The organism is Nocardia caishijiensis NBRC 108228 (genome assembly GCF_001612825.1).
Classification (GTDB): domain Bacteria; phylum Actinomycetota; class Actinomycetes; order Mycobacteriales; family Mycobacteriaceae; genus Nocardia; species Nocardia caishijiensis.
Window position 1 is genome coordinate 1 of the sequence record NZ_BDBE01000050.1, and the last position, 16,793, is coordinate 16,793.

The following is a 16,793-nucleotide window of genomic DNA, read 5'->3' on the forward strand; positions in this document are numbered from 1 at the left end:
GCCTCCATCTTCTTCACCACGCGCTGGACGGTGAGCCAGGTGCGGGTGGTGATGTCCTTGCCGTAGGTCTTCTCCAGGCGGGCCATGAAGTCGGGGGTTTTGCCGGTGCTGTTGTCGATGACGGTGAGGAAAGCGCGGGCGGCGGGGTCGTAGCCGATCACGCGGGTGAGCGGGTCGTCGTCGAAGGCCTTCGTGTCCGCTCGGCGCATGGTGTGTTTGAAGAAGGTGACCGTGAGGTAGGAACCGCGTTCGTGGGTGAGGCCCTCGAACGGGTCGCGGTCGAGCAGTGCGCGCAGTTCGGGGTGGCTGCGCACGATGGTGCCGCCGGGGATGCCGAGTTCGGTCGCGAGTCCCTGCTGGATGCGGTCTTCGAGATCGTCGCGTTCGTCGTCGGTGCGGAACACGACGTTGCCGCTGCTCAGCACGGTCGCGACCCGGTCGAAGCCGAGCCCTTCGAACACCCAGCGCAACTTGTCGTTGCGCATGTTCGGGTTGGTCGGCATGATCCCGCGCAGCAGCGCCGCATAACTGTCCACGCCGCGACCGTACCGATCTCCACCGACAGCGGCCGGGCATGCCGGTGGAGTGTCGCTCAGGCTTGGGCGCCCGCGTTCTTCTTGCGTTCGATATCGGCCAGCGCCGCCAGGTACGCCTCGCGCTCGGCGGCACCGGCGTCCCAGGCCACCTTGCGGTTCTTCACGACCTTGGCGGGCGCGCCGACGGCGATGCTGTAGTCGGGGACATCGCCGCGCACCACCGCGTGCGCGCCGAGCACACAGCCGCGTCCCACCCGGGTGTCGCGCAACACCGTCACCTTGGCGGCGATCCAGGTGTCGGGGCCGATGCGCACGGGGCTCTTCACGATGCCCTGGTCCTTGATGGGCAGGGTGATGTCGTCCATCTTGTGGTCGAAGTCGCAGATGTAGCACCAGTCGGCGACCAGGGTCGATTCACCGATCTCGATGTCGAGGTAGGTGTTGACGACGTTGTCCTTGCCGAACACCACTTTGTCGCCGATGCGCAGCGAACCCTCGTGACAACGGATGGCGTTGCCGTCGCCGATATGCACCCAGCGGCCGATTTCCATGCGCGCGAATTCGGGGGTGGCGTGAATTTCGACATTGCGGCCGAGGAACACCATTCCGCGCAACACGATGTGCGGATTGGTGAGCCGGAATTTGAGCAGCCGGTAGTACCGCACCAGGTACCAGGGGGTGTAGGCGCGATTGGCGAGCACCCAGCGCAGCGAATCCCTGGTCAGAAAACGCGCCTGCTGCGGATCGCGGCGGCGTGATCCACGCCAGCGCGCGCTCAGCGGCGCGCCCCACATGCTCGTCACGAACTACTCTCCTCTTCCGACCGAGACGGCGTCCACCGGGTGAGCCCCGGGGATTCGGTCATCGGGTACACAGAGTACTTTCGCAGGGCACACTTACCGTGCCATACCCCGATCCTCGGCCCGATTACCCAGGAGATCAGCAGGTGCGAACTCGGACTCGCGTCGTGGCCTCGCTCGCTGCCGCCGGTGTGGTGGCGCTGGCCGGTTGCGGCACCGATGTGGACGACATCACCGTCGGCTCCGGAAAGGGTTGGCCCGCCGCCCATCACGACGGGCGCAACAGCGCCGCGAGCCCGGCGAGCGGTGCGTCGGCGATGACGTTGAGCTGGTCGCGTCCGGTCGGTGGGCCCATCGCCCAGCCGGTGACCATCGGTGGCGAGGGCCAGCTGTTCGTCACCACCAGCACCGGCAACTGCGCGGTGTTCTCCTATCAGATGCAGACCGGCCGTAAACGGTTCTGCAACCCACTCGGCCCCTCGACCATCGAGGCGCCCACCGTGGTCGATGGCATCAACAACGTCTACGTCGGCGACGACGGCGCGGTGAATTCGTTCAACTACCTCGGTCAGCCGCGCTGGCGCACGCCCGTGGCCGGGGTGCCGGTGGCGATCCAGTTCACCGGTGACGGTCGCGTGCTCACGGTGACCCAGTCCGGCCAGGTCGACGTGCTCAGTCGCCAGACCGGCGAACGCGAGGTGCCGACCCTGCAGTTGCTCGGCGAACCCGACTTCCTGAAGTACCCAGGCCTGACCCGTCCCGCCTCCGGCGACGGCCTGGACGACTGCCAGGTGGGCGGCCCCCGCTGCGCGGTCGCCAACACCACCGCCGTCGACCCCGACTCCGGTCGCTTCTTCGTCACCGTGTGGGAACCGGGCAAGGCGATGGCCTCGCTGCGGGCCATGTCCTACGCCGACGGCACCGTGACGCAGCTGTGGAGCGCCGACATGCTCACCGACGGCAGCGCGACCAGCCCGGCCCTGTCCGCCGACGGCACGACGGTGTACGTCGGCGACAACAGCGGTCGCCTGATCGCGGTGAACACCGAGGACGGCAGCACCCGCTGGACCCACGCGCTCGGTTGGACCCCGCGCGGTCGCATCGCCCTGGTCGACGACCTGATCCTCCCGTCCGGTGACGACGGCTACCTGGCCGCCATCCGCGACCACGGCGACCGCGCCGACCGCGCGTGGGAACGCAAGGACCTGGCCCAGCGCGGTAGCGCCGCCCTGACCTCCGGCGAGATCGGCTACACGGTCGCGGCCATCGGCGCGGGCCTGAACCTCATCACCTTCGACATCGCCACCGGCAACACCGTCGACTCCGATCCGCTGCCGAACGCCACCGGCACCACCACCGGCACGTCGATCGGACCCGAGGGGCAGGTCGTCGTCGCCACCCGGCTCGGCGAGATCTTCACCTTCACCCCGGACGAGTAGCTCAGTACGGGTTGGCCCGCGCGGTGAAGCGCGGGTTCAGCTCGCCCCCGCGGTCGCGCGGGAACGAGACCCGCGCGGGGTCGCCGTCGGCGGTGTAGCGGTCGGCGGGGTGGGCGGCGAGGTGATCGAGCCAATAAGCCGAGTCGAAGGGCACCGCGCCCCGGCCGGAACGGATGCGTGGCACCCCGGTCGGATCGAGCCCGGCGTAGGGCGCCGGGGCCGGGTTGGAGCCGACGAGCATCACTGCGTCGAAGGTGTAGGTCGTGCCCGCCCAGGTGCCCGAGGTGGTCAGGGCGGCGTTGTCGGGGTGGATGCCAAGTGGTAGCGCCATCGTCCGCACGGTGACCCCGGGGGCCGCGGCCGTCACCGCGCGCACGTTCTCGGCGAACTCGCGCCGCACGCTGTCGTCGTCGAGCGTCGACAGATTCGGGTGCGTGGCGGTGTGGGCGCCGATCTCGTGGCCGTTGGCCACCAGCCAGGGCAGGGCCCGTGGGTCGCCCCGGAACGGTTCGTTGTTCACGTAGAAGGTGGCGACCGGCCGGAAATCGGGGTAGCGGGCACCGAATTCGGCGAGGATGCCCGCCGCGCTGTCGGGCGCGACAGTGCCGGTTTCGGTGAAAGCGAGTTGGCTGGTGGTCGAGTCGTCGAAGGTGAGGACGACCGGGTGGGTGCCCGCGGGCAGGTCGAGGTCGCCGGACACATAGGCGGCGACGGTCACGGGGCGATAGCCCTCGCGATAGAGACGTTCGAGTTCGTCGCGGAATTCGGCTGGGGTCTGGTCGTATTCACCCGCCGGGTCCGCCGAGATCTGGTGATACATCAACACCGGAACGAGCCCGAGCTCGTTGGCGCCGACGTCGGCCGGGTTCGGTGGGGGTGTCGTCGTGGTGTGGGCGGCGGGTGGATCGACCGAGGCCGCCTCGGTACTCACGTCCGTGCACGCCGTGAGCGCGGTGGTCAGCGCGAGGATCGGCAGGAGCCGCGAAAGGGCAGGAGAACCGCCTGTCATCAATGCGATATTACGCGGCGGCCTCGGTTTACAGTTGATCTACCGATACCCGCCACATCCGTGTCGGAACCGCGAAATAGTTGGCGTGTCAACAGTATTGGAAGGCGGTGTTGGCGTTGGGTTTCTCATTCCGTTCGGCCGTACGGTGGCGGTGGACCCGCACCGTCGTCGGTGTCGGTCTCGCGATCGTCGCCGTCGCTCTCGTTGCCGGATTCGCGTTGAGCAGATCGGCCGTGGTGCCGCTCGCCGACACCGTGCCGCCGACATTGACCGTGACTCCGGCCGAACCGGTGACCTCGTATCGGTCACCGGTGGTGGTGCGCGGCACCGCCGTCGACGCCACCCGGGTATCCATCGGCGAGAAGTCGGTGACTCCCGGCGAGGACGGGTCCTTCGAACTCGCGGTGCCGTGGGCGCCCGCCTTCGACGTGGTCGCGGCCGACGCCGACGGCAACGCGGCCCGCAGCACCGTCGTCACCGCGCGGACCCTGCCGAGGATGCGGGCCGTGCACGTCACCGCGCACGCGTGGTCGCACGACGGTTTGCGTGAATCCGTTCTCGAACTGGCCCGTCAGGGTCGCATCGACACCGTGCAGCTCGACATCAAGGACGAGGACGGTGTCGTCGGCTACGACTCGCAGGTTCCGCTCGCCCGGGAATCGGGTGCCGCCACCACGATCTACGACGCGCCCGCCGCGCTTCGCCAGCTGCACGACATGGGTGTGCAGGTGGTCGGGCGCATCGTCGCGTTCCGTGATCCGGCGCTCGCTTCCTGGGCCTGGCACAGCGGACGTCACGACTGGGTCGTCCAGAATCCTTCCGGCCAGCCGTATTCCAGCCATTACGGGCCGATCGCCTTCACCAATTTCGCGAACCCCGACGTGCGCCGCTACAACATCGACCTGGCCGTGGAAGCCGCCCGGCTCGGGTTCGACGGTGTCATGTACGACTACGTCCGCCGCCCCGACGGCAGCCTCACCAGCATGATCTTCACCGGCCTCACCGACACCCCGTCGGTGGCGATCGCGGCGTTCCTCGCCGAGAGCAGGCATCCGGTGAACAGCGCGGGCGCCCATCAGAGCGCCGCCGTCTACGGCATCGCCTCCACCCGCCCCGACCAGATCGCCCAGGACATCCCCCTCATCGCCCGCCACGTCGACTTCGTCGCGCCCATGATCTACCCCTCGCACTGGAACCCCGGCGAATACGGCGTGGCCAACCCCAACGCCCAGCCCTACGACATCGTCTACCGCTCGCTGCAGGACTTCATCACCCAGACCAAGGGCACGAATGCCGGTATCATCCCGTGGCTGCAGGACTTCTCCCTCGGCGTCGCCTACAACGACGCCGAGGTCCAGGCCCAGATCGACGCCACCCGAGCAGCGGGCATCGACGGCTTCTTCCTCTGGAACGCGGCAACCCGCTACCACGGCGGCGGAATCCACCCGGCGTGACCGGGGTCGCCCTACGACTCTTCCTGACCGATATCCGCCTGCCGAGGCGCGGCGGGAACCCATTCGCGTAGCGGCTGAACCACCGACCCGTAGAAGGTGTCCGTCGCGGAGGTGACGCTGGAGATGAAGCTGGCCGCCGTCCCGGCGCGCCGGTTGCCCATCGGGAAGCTCTGTTCGAGGGTGAACGAGACGATGGCGCCTGCTCGCCCGTCGGTGAGCGATTTCGGATTCGCCCGAACGACGTCGAGCAGTTCGCAGCTCTCGTTGCCGCGTTCGGAGAACACGGCCTCCACCTGAACCCGGCCCGGCGCCTCGGTGAGCTGCTTGAGCAACCACGACACGCGCCGCGCGGAGGTGCCTTCGTCGGGTGCGGTTACGCCGACCCGGCAGCGCACCTTGTTGGTTCGCACGTCGGCGACCACCGTGAGATCGCCGACGGTATCGGGAATGCGCAGCACCGCCTCGAAGCACCCGTCGGCGGCCAGCCGTTCGGCGATGGCGGTGGCGCGAGCGGCCGGGTCGGCGTGGAACTTGCGGGGCATGATGTGTTTGACCTCGACCCCGAGTTCGGCGGTGAGCCGCAGCGCGAGGTGCCTGCTCAGCGAGACCCAGGTGTCGGCGACGGTCAGGGCCTTCTGATCACCCGCGCGCAAGGTTCCCGCCGTGACCGCGTCCCGCACGACCACCCAATGCCTGCCCATGTCGACGAATTCGGCCGCCCCGGAACGTGGATGGTCGAGGTAACGCAGGAACTCGCCGAGGATCCAGGTCTGCAGCGGGTCATCGATACTGCCGTGCGAAAGCAACATGCGTGCTTCGTGCGCCACCTCGGCCCACGACAGATGCCGCAGCGCGACCTTCGCCAGTTTGCGGCGGTCCACCTGCACCGGCAGCTCGCCCGGACCGGCCGGGATGTCGTTGGACAGGCTGACGACAACGTCGTACTTGCGCCGCCGGGCGATATCGAGATAGCTCTCGAGCTGGTCCTTGCGGAGCTTGCCGTTACCGGTCTTCACCTCGAGCAGTCCGGTCCACTGCTTGCTGCCACGGCTCACCCGAAGGACGGCATCCGGAATCACCGTCGAATCGCCCGCCTCGTACTGCACTTCGATATACCCCTCGAACGCGCCGACCGGCGCGCCCATCCTGGCACAGACCGCCCGTGCGAACGGCCGCACGGCCTGCATCGTCGCGACGAGAGCCGAGGTGGTCCGCCGTTCCTGCTCCTCGCCCGCACCGATCCCGAAAACCGAGAACAGCCGGGCGGGCTGCCACGAGTCCGCTTCGGCCTGACGGAACTCGATCGGCTTGCCTCAACCCCGATTCCCAGCCCTGACCGACGGCCCGCACCTTCCACGCGCCGTCCCGGCGGTAGACCTCACCGAACACGAAGGCCGACTCGGTATCGGCGTCGGCGGTCACGTACTCGGCGAGGGACCGCCCCGCCGCGTCGATCACATGCAGGGCGAGTTTGCCGAGGGTCCCGAAGGTGCCCGTCCCGACGCTGCCCGCCGGCGCGACGGCGTGGATGCCAGCGGGAATGGCGGCGAGATCGATCGAGATCCTGGCCTGTCGCCCTTCGTCGGTCACGCTCGTCCCGAGGAATCTGACCGAGCCGTCGCGAGATTCGGGCTGGTTGTAGAAGACGAGATCGGCGTCGGAGCCGACGCGGCGATCCGTGCCGAGCAGCAGGGCCGAGGCATCGAGTTCGACGGCCGGTTCGGGCCAGCCGATGACGATGTCGATGCGGTCGACATCAGCAGGCAACGCGATGTTCTGGCCCTTGGACAACAGTGGAGACGACACAGAAGCTCACCCTTCGAGGCTCGGCACGGCAGACACCGCAAGGTGAATACGGCTGACCGGCCGCCGACCCCCTTGCCGCACACCGCGATTCAGCGATGCCGAGGGTTATCGGTTCCGAATGGGAACTGTTACACAGATCACGTTCGAATGGTGACGATGGTGAGATCGCGCTGACGGAAGCGGGACGCTACTTCGGATCCCGTTCCGGCAGCGGACGTTCGGGGATGGTGGGGCGGCCGAGGGGAGTGCGGACCCGGCGTTTGGCGGTGGTGTACACCTGGGTGGTTTCGGCGGCGACCACGTCCCAGGCGAAGTCGGCGGTGAGGCGTTCGCGGGCGGTGTAGGCGCGGTCCTGGGCGGTGAGCGGGTCGTCGAGGACGGCGCGGGTGGCGTCGACCAGGCCGTCGATGTCGGCGGGGGCGAAGGAGGCGCCGGTGACGCCGTCGATCACCGCTTCGCCGAGTCCGCCCGCGGTGGAGGCGATCAGGGGCACGCCCGCTGCCGCCGCCTCGAGGGCGACGATGCCGAACGGCTCGTAGCGGCTCGGCAGGACGATGGCGTCGGCGCCGTGCAGCCAGCCGAGCAGTTCGGTGTGGCCGAGATTGCCGACGAAGTTCACCGCACGCGCCACCCGATGCACCCTGGCGCGCTCACGCAACCAGTCGAACTGGGTGCCGACACCGGCAACGGTGAGTGTGGTTCCGGGGTGGGCGCGCCGGATTCGTGGCAGCGCCGCGATCGCGTCCTGCACACCCTTCTCGTACTCGAGCCTGCCCACGTACAGCAGCCGGGGCGGCCCGGAGCGTGGCGCGCGCGGCCGGAATGTCCACGAGCCGACGTCGATGCCGTTGCGGATCACCGTGATCGGCGGAAGTTCAGGACCGTAGAGCCGCTCCACCTCGTCCTGCATCGACGTCGAGCAGGTGATGAGCTGATCGGATTCGTTGGCGAGCCACCACTCCACCGAGTGCACCTGCCGGTTGACCCGCCCCGACACCCAGCCGCTGTGGCGTCCGGCCTCGGTGGCGTGGATGGTCGACACCAGCGGTACGTCGTAGAACTCGGCCAGCGCGATCGCCGGATGGGCGACGAGCCAGTCGTGGGCGTGCACCACGTCCGGCGTCCAGCCGTCACCGACACCCGGCTTGCCGAGGGAAACGCCCGCGCGCACCATCGCATGCCCCATGGCCAGCGTCCAGGCGAGCATGTCCTCGCCGAAGTCGAAGCACGGCGAGTCCTCGGCCACCGCGACGACCAGGACACCATCGGCGATATAGGAGTGGGTCGGGTGCGTGAGCGCGTCGGTGCCGGTTGGCCTGCGGGCGAGTACGACCACTTCGTGCCCGGCCGCGGCCAGTTCGACGGCAAGGTGATGCACATGCCGACCGAGCCCACCGACCACGACCGGCGGGTACTCCCACGACACCATCAAAATCTTCATGACGATCCTTCGGCGACCGACGGGACGGCGGTCGGCAACCGCCGTGCGTCCAGACCTGGGAAGAGTCCGTCGGCCGCGCTCCATCCTGCCGCGAGACGGGTGGCTTTGGCGAACTGACCGGCACCGATCGCCTCGGCGAGCTCCCGCACGGCGTGCGCGTGTTCGTGCGCGCGGTCGCGTGCGTAACCCGCGGCGGAGTCCTTGCTGACCATGAACGCCCAGTCGCTGGAGGCGGTGAGAATGGCTTCGCGCAGCAATTGATCGGCGACCGGATCGCGCGGCGAACCGTCGCGGCGCACCTTGTCGAGGGTGTCCAGCGCCAGCCGCACCACGTCGGCGTTGAGCTCCACGAGGTCGGCGACCTGGTCTCCGGCCCACACCCGCCAGTCCTTGCCCGATCCCCACGACGAGTCGTTGAGCTGCACGGGTTCGCCGACGAACCCGTTCGCGCGGGCGTCGGCGAGGGTGCCGACGGTGACCCCGGCTTCGGGCAGCGCACGCAGTACCTGCTCGAGCCACTGCGGTCCCTCGTGCCACCAGTGGCCGAACAGTTCGGTGTCGAACGCGGCGACCACGAGCGCCGGACGGCCGATCCGTTCGGACTCCTCGAACAGTCGGGCGCGCACGGTCTCGACGAAGTCGGCGACGTCGCGGGTGACGGCTTCGGCGGCGAGGTCGGGATCGTAAGGGGCCTTGTCAGGACCGGCGACCGTTTTGCCGGTGACCCGCGACGGCTTGAGCCCCGTCGCATGGTCGTAATGGTGGAAATCGCGGTAGGCGCTCTGCCCCGGGTAGCCCTGCTTGGGCGACCACACCCGGTAACTCACCTGCAGATCCCGCCCGAAGGCGACCACGTCGGCGTCACGCACCGGCCTACCGAGGCTGGTGTCGCCGCGCAGCGACGGACCGTCGACCATGAAATGTGTCACACCCGCGGCGTCGTAGCCGAGTTCCATGCCGGGGGTGTAACCGCATTCCGGCGCCCAGATCCCGGTGGGGGTGGTGCCCCAGCGCAATCGCGCGTCGGCCAAGCCCTCGGTGAGCTGGAACTGGCGCAGTCGTGCGTCGAGCAGCGGCTGGAAGGGGTGGGCCAGCGGGCCGCCGAGCAGTTCGATGGCGTCGGCGTCGATCAGGGAACGCCAGACGGGTGCGCTGCCGTGGCGCCAGTCCTGCTCGAAATCGGCCAGAGCCCTTGCGGCGAGCCGATGTTCGTGCCTGCCGAGCGCCACATTGCCCGCCATGGACGCCTCGTCGGCGCGCAACTGCCAGTTGCCGAGCCAGTGATGCATGCCCGCCAGGCAGTGCGGGTCGTCGAGCTGGGCGGCGAGCACCGGCGTGATACCGAGGCTCAACAGGTGCGAACGACCTTCGGCGGCAAGGGTTTTCAAGACCCGGACCAGGGGGAGGTAGGACGCGGCCCAGGACTGGTACAGCCATTCCTCGCCTACCGGCCAGCGACCGTGATGGGCCAGCCAGGGCAGGTGGGAGTGCAGGACGAGGGTGAACTGGCCCGGCACGGAACCGGACCCGGCGGAGCGAGAGTCGGTCAATTTCTTGCCGCTCCGGCGCTTGCCTTCTCGGCGATCGCGACCAGGTCGAGGCTGGCGTCGATATCGCCCGCGCGCAGGTCGAAATCATCGATGGTCACGGCGGCGACGTCGGCGGTGAGGTCGGCGGGCCACGGCTCACCGGCCAGCGCACGCTCGATCTGGGCGTCGATGAACGACCCACCGTGCTTGGCGTCCAACGCTTTCAGGCTCGCGCCGTGATGCACACCGAGCATCTCCGACACCACGAAACCGGCCTCCACGAGCAGTTCGGTGAGCTCGGCGGCATCGAGTTCGCGCGTGTGGAACGGGTTGAGGGGGGTGTCACGGCCGGGGGAGAAGGTGATGCGGTTCGGGGTGCTGATCAGCAGCGTGCCGCCCGGCCGCAGCACGCGCAGGCACTCGCGCAGGAACTGCGCCTGGTCCCACAGGTGTTCGATGACCTGGAAATTCACCACCACGTCGACGGATTCGTCGTCCAGCGGAAGTTCGGCGAGGTTGCCCTGGATCATCTCCACGCGCGGGTAGCGCGCGCGGACGTGCGCGACGGCGCCCTCGTCGTAGTCCACGCCGATGACCCGCGCGGCGACACCGGCGATCATGTCGGCGCCGTAGCCCTCGCCGGATCCCGCCTCGAGCACGGTCTTGTCGACGCAGTGGTCGAGCAGCCGGGCGTAGGCGATCTCGTGCCGACGGAACCAGTAGTTCTCCTCGGCGATACCCGGCACCGTCCGCTCACCGGTCAGCGGCAGTGGTTCATGTGTTGCGTCCACCGGTGCGGCAGGGATCACAGCCTCGCTCATGGCCTCGACGTTACTGGTACCGGTGGTCCGCTCAGGAGTCAGGGACCTGTTGTCAAAGAGGTTACCCACGGGTAACTTAGCGTAGGGTACTGTTCCCCTCTGAGCACCCACACGGACGTACGGCCCAGCTCGTGCGGCCAACCACTCACGTGTAACCCAGAAGGAGGTCGACGAAGACCGATGCCGAACATCGTCGTACTCATCAAGCAGGTCCCCGACACCTGGTCCGAGCGCAAGCTGACCGATGGTGACTACACCCTCGACCGTGAGGCCGCCGACGCCGTCCTCGACGAGATCAACGAGCGCGCCGTCGAGGAAGCGCTGCTGATCAAGGAGGCCCAGGGCGGCGAGGTCACCGTGCTTGCAGCCGGTCCGGATCGCGCCACCGAGGCCATCCGCAAGGCGCTGTCCATGGGTGCCGACAAGGCCATCCACATCAACGACCCGGCCATCCACGGCTCCGACGCCGTGCAGACCGCCTGGGTGCTCGCCGGTGCGCTCGGCCAGGTCGAGGGCGTCGAGCTGGTCATCGCGGGCAACGAGTCCACCGACGGTCGCGCGGGTGCGGTCCCGGCGATCATCGCCGAGTACCTGGGCATCCCGCAGCTGACCCACCTGCGCAAGCTCACCGTCGACGGCGACAAGATCACCGGCGAGCGCGAGACCGACGAGGGCGTGTTCAAGCTCGAGGCGAGCCTGCCCGCGATCGTCTCGGTGAACGAGAAGATCAACGAGCCGCGCTTCCCGTCCTTCAAGGGCATCATGGCCGCCAAGAAGAAGGAAGTTCAGGTCTTCACCCTCGCCGACCTGGGCATCGACCCGTCGACCGTCGGTGTGGCCAACGCGGGCACCGCGGTCACCGCCGCCACCCCGAAGCCCGCTCGCACCGCGGGCGAGAAGATCGCGGACGAGGGCGAGGGCGGCAACCAGATCGCCACCTACCTCATCGGCCAGAAGATCATCTGATCCGGACCGTCCGAGAACTTCCTAGGAGAAAGAACAATGGCTGAAGTACTTGTGCTCGTCGAGCACGCCGACGGTGCCGTGAAGAAGGTCAGCACCGAACTGCTCACCGCCGCGCGCTCCCTCGGCACCCCGGCCGCCGTCGTGACCGGTGCCCCCGGCACCGCCGACAAGCTGGCCGCCGCCCTGGCCGCCGCGGGCGCCGAGAAGATCTACGTCGCCGAGGGCGACGAGGTCGAGAGCTTCCTGGTCACCCCGAAGGTCGACGTGCTCGCCTCGCTGGTCGAGTCCGCCGCCCCCGCCGCCGTGATCGTCGCCGCCACCGCCGAGGGCAAGGAGGTGTCGGGCCGCCTCGCCGCGCGCATCGGCTCCGGTCTGCTCGTCGACGTCATCGGCGTCAACGAGGACGGCTCCGCCCTGCACTCCATCTTCGGTGGCGCGTTCACCGTCGATGCCAAGGCCACCGGCGACGTGCCGGTGATCTCGGTGCGCCCCGGCTCCATCGAGGCTGCCCCGCAGGCCGGTGCCGGTGAGCAGGTCGCCGTGGCCGTGCCCGCGCAGGAAGAGGGCGTCGTCAAGGTCGTCTCCCGTGAGCCGGTCGTCGCCGGTGACCGTCCGGAGCTCACCGAGGCGAGCATCGTCGTCTCCGGTGGTCGCGGTGTCGGTTCCGCCGACAACTTCTCGGTCGTCGAGGCGCTGGCCGACTCGCTCGGTGCCGCCGTCGGCGCCTCGCGTGCCGCCGTCGACTCGGGCTACTACCCGGGCCAGTTCCAGGTGGGCCAGACCGGCAAGACGGTCTCCCCGCAGCTCTACATCGCCCTCGGCATCTCCGGTGCCATCCAGCATCGCGCGGGCATGCAGACCTCGAAGACCATCGTCGCGGTCAACAAGGACGAAGAGGCCCCCATCTTCGAGATCGCCGACTACGGCATCGTGGGCGACCTGTTCAACGTCGCCCCGCAGCTGACCGAGGCCGTCAAGTCCCACAAGGGCTAGGCTTCTCCGCCTCTCCGGGCCTTTTGGAGGGCCGGTCGTGCGCGGCGTACGTTGTGCACCCGGCCCGCGTCCGGAGTGGGTTGCGGTAGTTCGTCCCCGATGAGTTACCCCTGACTCGCCAGATCTGTCGTCGCTGGACGGCAGCTCTGGCGAGTTTTCGTTTTCTGCTGCGTAGCATGGGGGAATGGCTATGTCGAGTGTCGATCGCCCTGATCTTCCCGAGACGATGACCTGGGAGGAACTCGAGGCGCTACCGGAGGAGATTGCCGCTCAGATCGAGCTGTGGGAGGGGCGTGTGGTGTTCGTGCGGCGCGGGCCGGGTGAGCATCAAACGGCCACGCGTCGTCTGACCAACGAACTCGAACTCAGCGCCCGGCGGGAGATGTCCACGCACCCTGACCGGTGCTGGCGGGTGAATCTCGAGACGAACGTATTTTTCGGCTCCACCGGCAAGTCGGACTTCGTGACGCCGGACTTCCTCGTGCACCGCTGTCTGCCGCCGGGCTCCGACGTCCGTGCCTCCGACACTGTTCTGGTCGGGGAAGTATTGTCGCCGTCCAATACCCCGGCCGACATAGAAGCGAAGAAGGCGCGCTACGCGGGCGCAGGCATCCCTTCGTACTGGGAAGTGGACCTGACCAAGGACCTCACCGGTATCGGCGCCCTGCGCGTGTACATCCTCGAAACCGGCCATGCGCAACTTCCCCCCGGCGTTCGTCCACTCCGCAACGCCAACTATCTGCTGGCGGGGGAGTGGGCTCGCGGTTCCGCGCCGGGCATCTCGTTCCCGTACCCCTTCCCCATCGAAATCGATTGGCCGTCCTTGGATTTCTGACCTGGCGAGCCGCGGTCACTGCGTTTCGAGGGCCATCCAGTGCTCCGGGTTGTCGAGGGGTGCGAAGCCGAGTTTCTCGTAGATGCCGTGGGCGTCGTGGGTGGCGAGCATGATGCGGCGCAGGCCGTAGGGGGCGAGGTGGTCGCGGACGGCGGTGACCAGGGCGGTGCCGAGGCCCTTGCCTCGGACCGAGCGGTCGACGTACACGTCGCAGAGCCAGGCGAAGGTGGCGCGGTCGGTCACGACGCGGGCGTAGGCCACCTGCTCGCCCGACATCGTTTCGTAGACACCGAAATTGAGGGAACCGGCGATCGCGCTGTCCTGCTTCTCCCGTGATCTGCCCTCGGCCCAGTACGAGTCGGTGGACAGCCAGGTGTGGACGCGGGCGGCGTCGATGCGGTCGGCATCGGTGCCGATGTGGTAACCGGGTGGGAATTCGGGGTCGGGCGAATTCGTCATGTGCGGAAGGCTGTCAGGTTCGGTGGTGGTCTGTCGAGGACTGGTGAATTCGATTGACCACGGGAACGGGCATCGGCAGGGTGGACTGATGGTGCCTGTGGAGTTGCCGTCGGCGGTCGAGGAGACGGTTCGTGCGGTGTTCGGTGCGGCCGGTGCGCGGTGGATCGTCGAGTTGCCCGGTGTGGTGGCCGAGTTGGCCGCACGGTGGGGACTCAGCGAGTTCACCGCGCCGTTCGGTGGCGGAACGCACGCCTACGTGGCGGGGGTGAGCCGAGGCGGCCGACCGGCGGTGCTGAAAGTGCCGATGGTCGACGAGGAGAACGTCGCCGAGGCCACCGCGCTGTACGCCTACGACGGCGACGGCGCTGTCCGGTTGCTCGACTTCGATGTCGACAGCGGTGCGATGCTGCTCGAATGGGCCCGTCCCGGAACGGAATTGCTCAACCAACCCGGGTTCCCGAGTCTCGAGGGCCACCCGGAGAACGCGGCGAAGGTGCGGTCGGCGTGCCAGCTCTACCGCAGACTGCGGCGTCCGGCACCCGCCGTCCTCGACGGTTTCCCGGCGTTCCCGCTCGCCACCGACCTCGTCGCCGGTCTCCGCGAACGTCTCGCCACCCCGAACCCCGCTCTGGCGCAACACGTCTCCGCTCAACTACGGGAGATGGTGCGACAGTGGTGCGACACCCTCGGCGAGTCAGGCGAACCGGTACTGATCGTCAACCGCGACACCCACCTCGGCAATATTGTCGCCGCCGAACGCGAACCATGGCTACTGATCGATCCGAAACCCTGCCTCGGCGAAGCCGCCTTCGACGCGGGCTTCCTGCTGATGATCCAGGTCCAGTCCGACCCGACCCCCGAACATGCCGCCACGGTGATCGCCGCCACGGCGGCAGCACTCGACGTAGACCCCGAACGCGCCTGCGGTTGGGCCCTGATCCGCACCGTCGAGGAACTCACCTGGGCCGTCGAAGACAACGACCGGGAAATGCGCGATCTCCACGCCGCAGTCGCCAACGCGCTGGCGCGGCCCCCGCTCGAACGCCCTGCCGAGTGATCGTTCGAACGTCGAGAAGAGAACCGCAAGCAGGCGCGGGTAACGTGCACACTGCGAGCGGGGAGCGTGAGGAGTGACGGTGCTGCAGACGGGGGCGAGTTTCGCCGGGTACCACCTGGAAGGTGTGCTGGGACAAGGTGGCATGGGGACGGTCTATCTGGCCAGGCATCCCCGCCTGCCGCGCAGTGTCGCGTTGAAGGTACTGAATCGGGAGTTCGGTGCCGATCACGAACTGCAGCGACGATTCGAGCGGGAAGCCGATGTCGTCGCGCAATTGGAGCATCCGGGGATCGTCGGGATCTACGATCGCGGGACCGACGACGGGTACCTGTGGATCGCGATGCAGTGCGTCCGCGGCACCGATGCCGCCACCTGGGACGCGCGGGCGCACGACCCGGCGGTGACCGCCCGGCTGGTCGGGGAGACTGCCTCGGCGCTCGACTACGCCAACCAGCACGGCGTCCTGCACCGTGATGTGAAGCCGGGCAACATCCTCATCGCCGAGGCCGACCACGGTCGCGAAATACGCTCAGTGCTAACCGATTTCGGCATCGCCCGCGTCACCACGGCCAACACCCAGCTCACGGCCACTGGCACCTTCACCGCCACTCTTGCCTACGCCTCTCCCGAACAACTCTCCGGCGAAGTAGTCGACCACCGCAGCGACCAGTACTCACTGGCCTGCACCGTGTTCGCCATGTACGCAGGCCACCCGCCCTACACCGCGACCAACCCCGGTCAGGTCGTGGCGGGCCACCTCTCGCAACCGGTGCCCCGACTCACCTCTGTGAGACCCGATCTGCCGCAGGCCGTCGACGTCGTCATCGCCCGCGCCATGGCCAAACGCCGGGACGAAAGGTTCGTCAGTTCAACAGAATTCGCCTCTGCGCTGCGCGATGCGATCGAAGGCAGGCCGATCACCACGGGCCGGCCCCCGGCGCACATCTCCGACGGACATCTGCTGCAACCGAGGCCCGCACTCCCCGCGTACGGGCCGCACACACCCGAATCCAGTGCGCAGCAGTTGTGGGTCGGCCCCGGACAGCACACGCCCGTCGGGAGCCACGCACAGCAGCCATGGGTCGATTTCGCGTCCCAGCCCGGCGACGCGCGCAACGGATACCAGCCATCGGGAATGAAACAGTCTGCGCCGGTGGGCAATGCGTGGCAACAACCCACGGCCGCAGCGAACCCGTGGAACCCTGCGCCGGTACATGAACCCGCGCCGTCGAAAGCCGGGGCCGTGTTCTCGGGCGTGCTGTCGTTGCTGATCAGCCTCGGTTTCCTGATGTTCTTGCTCTACGGGATCAGCGAAACGCTCGTCCAGTTGGAGGAAGGCAGCGATCCACGAGGCTCGTTCATCGCGATCGCGGTCATCATCGGCATCATCACGTTCACAGCGGCCGGCGGCATCCTGCTGCTCTGTGCGCGCACCGCCGGTCGGGTCATGACGATCATGACCGCCGGGTTCGTCGCCCTGATCGCCGCGATCGCGGGCGCCGGTTCCATAGTGGAGAAGGTGTACGCCGGAACCGCCGTTGCCGTGTTGGTGCTCGCCCTCATGGTGGCGATGGTCGTCGGTGTGGCCGCGCCCGCCACCGGCCGCTGGGTCCGGCACCGCAAGGAACTGCGCGCTCGCTGGTGAGGC

The 16,793-nt window shown here is 68.2% G+C and carries 14 protein-coding genes and 1 pseudogene; 7 read left to right on the top strand and 8 right to left on the bottom strand.

Features of this window, described 5'->3' with window-relative positions; all coding sequences use genetic code 11:
* Together NC7_RS26005 and NC7_RS26010 are read right to left on the bottom strand one after the other, a co-directional pair.
* Nucleotides 1-536 (bottom strand): DUF1697 domain-containing protein (locus NC7_RS26005; RefSeq protein ID WP_084458794.1); only part of this gene is annotated, 536 nt, incomplete at its 3' end.
* A gap of 56 nt (nucleotides 537-592) precedes the next feature.
* On the bottom strand, nucleotides 593-1,330 hold the full coding sequence (locus NC7_RS26010) for an acyltransferase (RefSeq protein WP_174550272.1): 738 nt from the start codon (nucleotides 1,328-1,330) through the stop codon (nucleotides 593-595).
* A gap of 152 nt (nucleotides 1,331-1,482) precedes the next feature.
* Between NC7_RS26010 and NC7_RS26015 the strand changes: the two genes are divergently transcribed.
* Nucleotides 1,483-2,775 carry an outer membrane protein assembly factor BamB family protein gene (locus NC7_RS26015; protein ID WP_236573724.1) on the top strand — a complete coding sequence of 431 codons (1,293 nt, stop codon included), beginning with the start codon at nucleotides 1,483-1,485 and terminating at the stop codon, nucleotides 2,773-2,775.
* A 1-nt stretch (nucleotide 2,776) separates the two neighbouring features.
* Here the strand turns inward: NC7_RS26015 and NC7_RS26020 are convergent, their stop codons facing one another.
* Nucleotides 2,777-3,784 (bottom strand): polysaccharide deacetylase family protein, encoded by a 1,008-nt coding sequence (locus NC7_RS26020; RefSeq protein ID WP_067987887.1) that lies wholly within the window; start codon nucleotides 3,782-3,784, stop codon nucleotides 2,777-2,779.
* Between the two features lie 116 nt (nucleotides 3,785-3,900).
* On the opposite strand from NC7_RS26020, the gene NC7_RS26025 reads away from it, so the two are divergent.
* Entirely contained in the window at nucleotides 3,901-5,238 is a 1,338-nt protein-coding gene (locus NC7_RS26025; protein WP_236573725.1) for a putative glycoside hydrolase, read from the top strand.
* 11 nt (nucleotides 5,239-5,249) lie between these two features.
* Here NC7_RS26025 and NC7_RS26030 read toward each other — a convergent pair.
* From NC7_RS26030 to NC7_RS26045, 4 genes and pseudogenes are all read right to left on the bottom strand, one after another.
* A pseudogene (locus tag NC7_RS26030) lies at nucleotides 5,250-7,044 on the bottom strand (TerD family protein).
* Nucleotides 7,045-7,231: 187 nt separating this feature from the next.
* Complete coding sequence (locus NC7_RS26035; RefSeq protein WP_067987890.1) at nucleotides 7,232-8,485, bottom strand: glycosyltransferase family 4 protein; 1,254 nt, start codon at nucleotides 8,483-8,485, stop codon at nucleotides 7,232-7,234.
* Nucleotides 8,482-10,035: a 1,4-alpha-glucan branching protein domain-containing protein gene (locus NC7_RS26040; protein WP_067987891.1), complete on the bottom strand. Its 1,554-nt coding sequence runs from the start codon at nucleotides 10,033-10,035 to the stop codon at nucleotides 8,482-8,484. Before NC7_RS26040 ends, NC7_RS26035 begins: the two co-directional genes overlap by 4 nt.
* Complete coding sequence (locus NC7_RS26045) at nucleotides 10,032-10,835, bottom strand: class I SAM-dependent methyltransferase (protein WP_067987894.1); 804 nt, start codon at nucleotides 10,833-10,835, stop codon at nucleotides 10,032-10,034. The genes NC7_RS26040 and NC7_RS26045 overlap by 4 nt, the downstream gene beginning before the upstream one ends.
* 180 nt (nucleotides 10,836-11,015) lie before the next feature.
* Between NC7_RS26045 and NC7_RS26050 the strand changes: the two genes are divergently transcribed.
* From NC7_RS26050 to NC7_RS26060, 3 genes are all read left to right on the top strand, one after another.
* Nucleotides 11,016-11,801, top strand: coding sequence for an electron transfer flavoprotein subunit beta/FixA family protein (locus tag NC7_RS26050; RefSeq protein WP_067987896.1), 786 nt, complete (start codon nucleotides 11,016-11,018; stop codon nucleotides 11,799-11,801).
* Between the two features lie 36 nt (nucleotides 11,802-11,837).
* Nucleotides 11,838-12,794, top strand: coding sequence for an electron transfer flavoprotein subunit alpha/FixB family protein (locus NC7_RS26055; RefSeq protein WP_067987899.1), 957 nt, complete (start codon nucleotides 11,838-11,840; stop codon nucleotides 12,792-12,794).
* A gap of 184 nt (nucleotides 12,795-12,978) precedes the next feature.
* Nucleotides 12,979-13,629, top strand: a complete 651-nt coding sequence (locus tag NC7_RS26060; protein ID WP_067987906.1) for a Uma2 family endonuclease — start codon at nucleotides 12,979-12,981, stop codon at nucleotides 13,627-13,629.
* A gap of 15 nt (nucleotides 13,630-13,644) precedes the next feature.
* On the opposite strand, the gene NC7_RS26065 is transcribed toward NC7_RS26060, so the two are convergent.
* On the bottom strand, nucleotides 13,645-14,088 hold the full coding sequence (locus NC7_RS26065) for a GNAT family N-acetyltransferase (RefSeq protein ID WP_067987909.1): 444 nt from the start codon (nucleotides 14,086-14,088) through the stop codon (nucleotides 13,645-13,647).
* A gap of 88 nt (nucleotides 14,089-14,176) precedes the next feature.
* Here NC7_RS26065 and NC7_RS26070 point away from each other — a divergent pair, with 88 nt between their 5' ends.
* Both NC7_RS26070 and NC7_RS26075 read left to right on the top strand, forming a co-directional pair.
* The gene (locus NC7_RS26070) at nucleotides 14,177-15,145 is read left to right on the top strand and encodes an aminoglycoside phosphotransferase family protein (protein ID WP_236573727.1); all 969 of its coding nucleotides are present in this window, start codon (nucleotides 14,177-14,179) and stop codon (nucleotides 15,143-15,145) included.
* 79 nt (nucleotides 15,146-15,224) lie between these two features.
* A complete protein-coding gene (locus tag NC7_RS26075) occupies nucleotides 15,225-16,790 on the top strand; it encodes a serine/threonine-protein kinase (RefSeq protein ID WP_084458802.1) in 1,566 nt (521 codons plus the stop codon).
* Nucleotides 16,791-16,793: the final 3 nt, after the last annotated feature.

Bases quoted from the DNA above. Each gene is read 5' to 3' on its own strand.
- NC7_RS26010 (WP_174550272.1), bottom strand. From the start codon at position 1,330: ATGTGGGGCGCGCCGCTGAGCGCGCGCTGGCGTGGATCACGCCGCCGC.
- NC7_RS26020 (WP_067987887.1), bottom strand. From the start codon at position 3,784: ATGACAGGCGGTTCTCCTGCCCTTTCGCGGCTCCTGCCGATCCTCGCG.
- NC7_RS26035 (WP_067987890.1), bottom strand. From the start codon at position 8,485: ATGAAGATTTTGATGGTGTCGTGGGAGTACCCGCCGGTCGTGGTCGGT.
- NC7_RS26045 (WP_067987894.1), bottom strand. From the start codon at position 10,835: ATGAGCGAGGCTGTGATCCCTGCCGCACCGGTGGACGCAACACATGAA.
- NC7_RS26050 (WP_067987896.1), top strand. From the start codon at position 11,016: ATGCCGAACATCGTCGTACTCATCAAGCAGGTCCCCGACACCTGGTCC.
- NC7_RS26055 (WP_067987899.1), top strand. From the start codon at position 11,838: ATGGCTGAAGTACTTGTGCTCGTCGAGCACGCCGACGGTGCCGTGAAG.
- NC7_RS26060 (WP_067987906.1), top strand. From the start codon at position 12,979: ATGGCTATGTCGAGTGTCGATCGCCCTGATCTTCCCGAGACGATGACC.
- NC7_RS26065 (WP_067987909.1), bottom strand. From the start codon at position 14,088: ATGACGAATTCGCCCGACCCCGAATTCCCACCCGGTTACCACATCGGC.
- NC7_RS26070 (WP_236573727.1), top strand. From the start codon at position 14,177: ATGGTGCCTGTGGAGTTGCCGTCGGCGGTCGAGGAGACGGTTCGTGCG.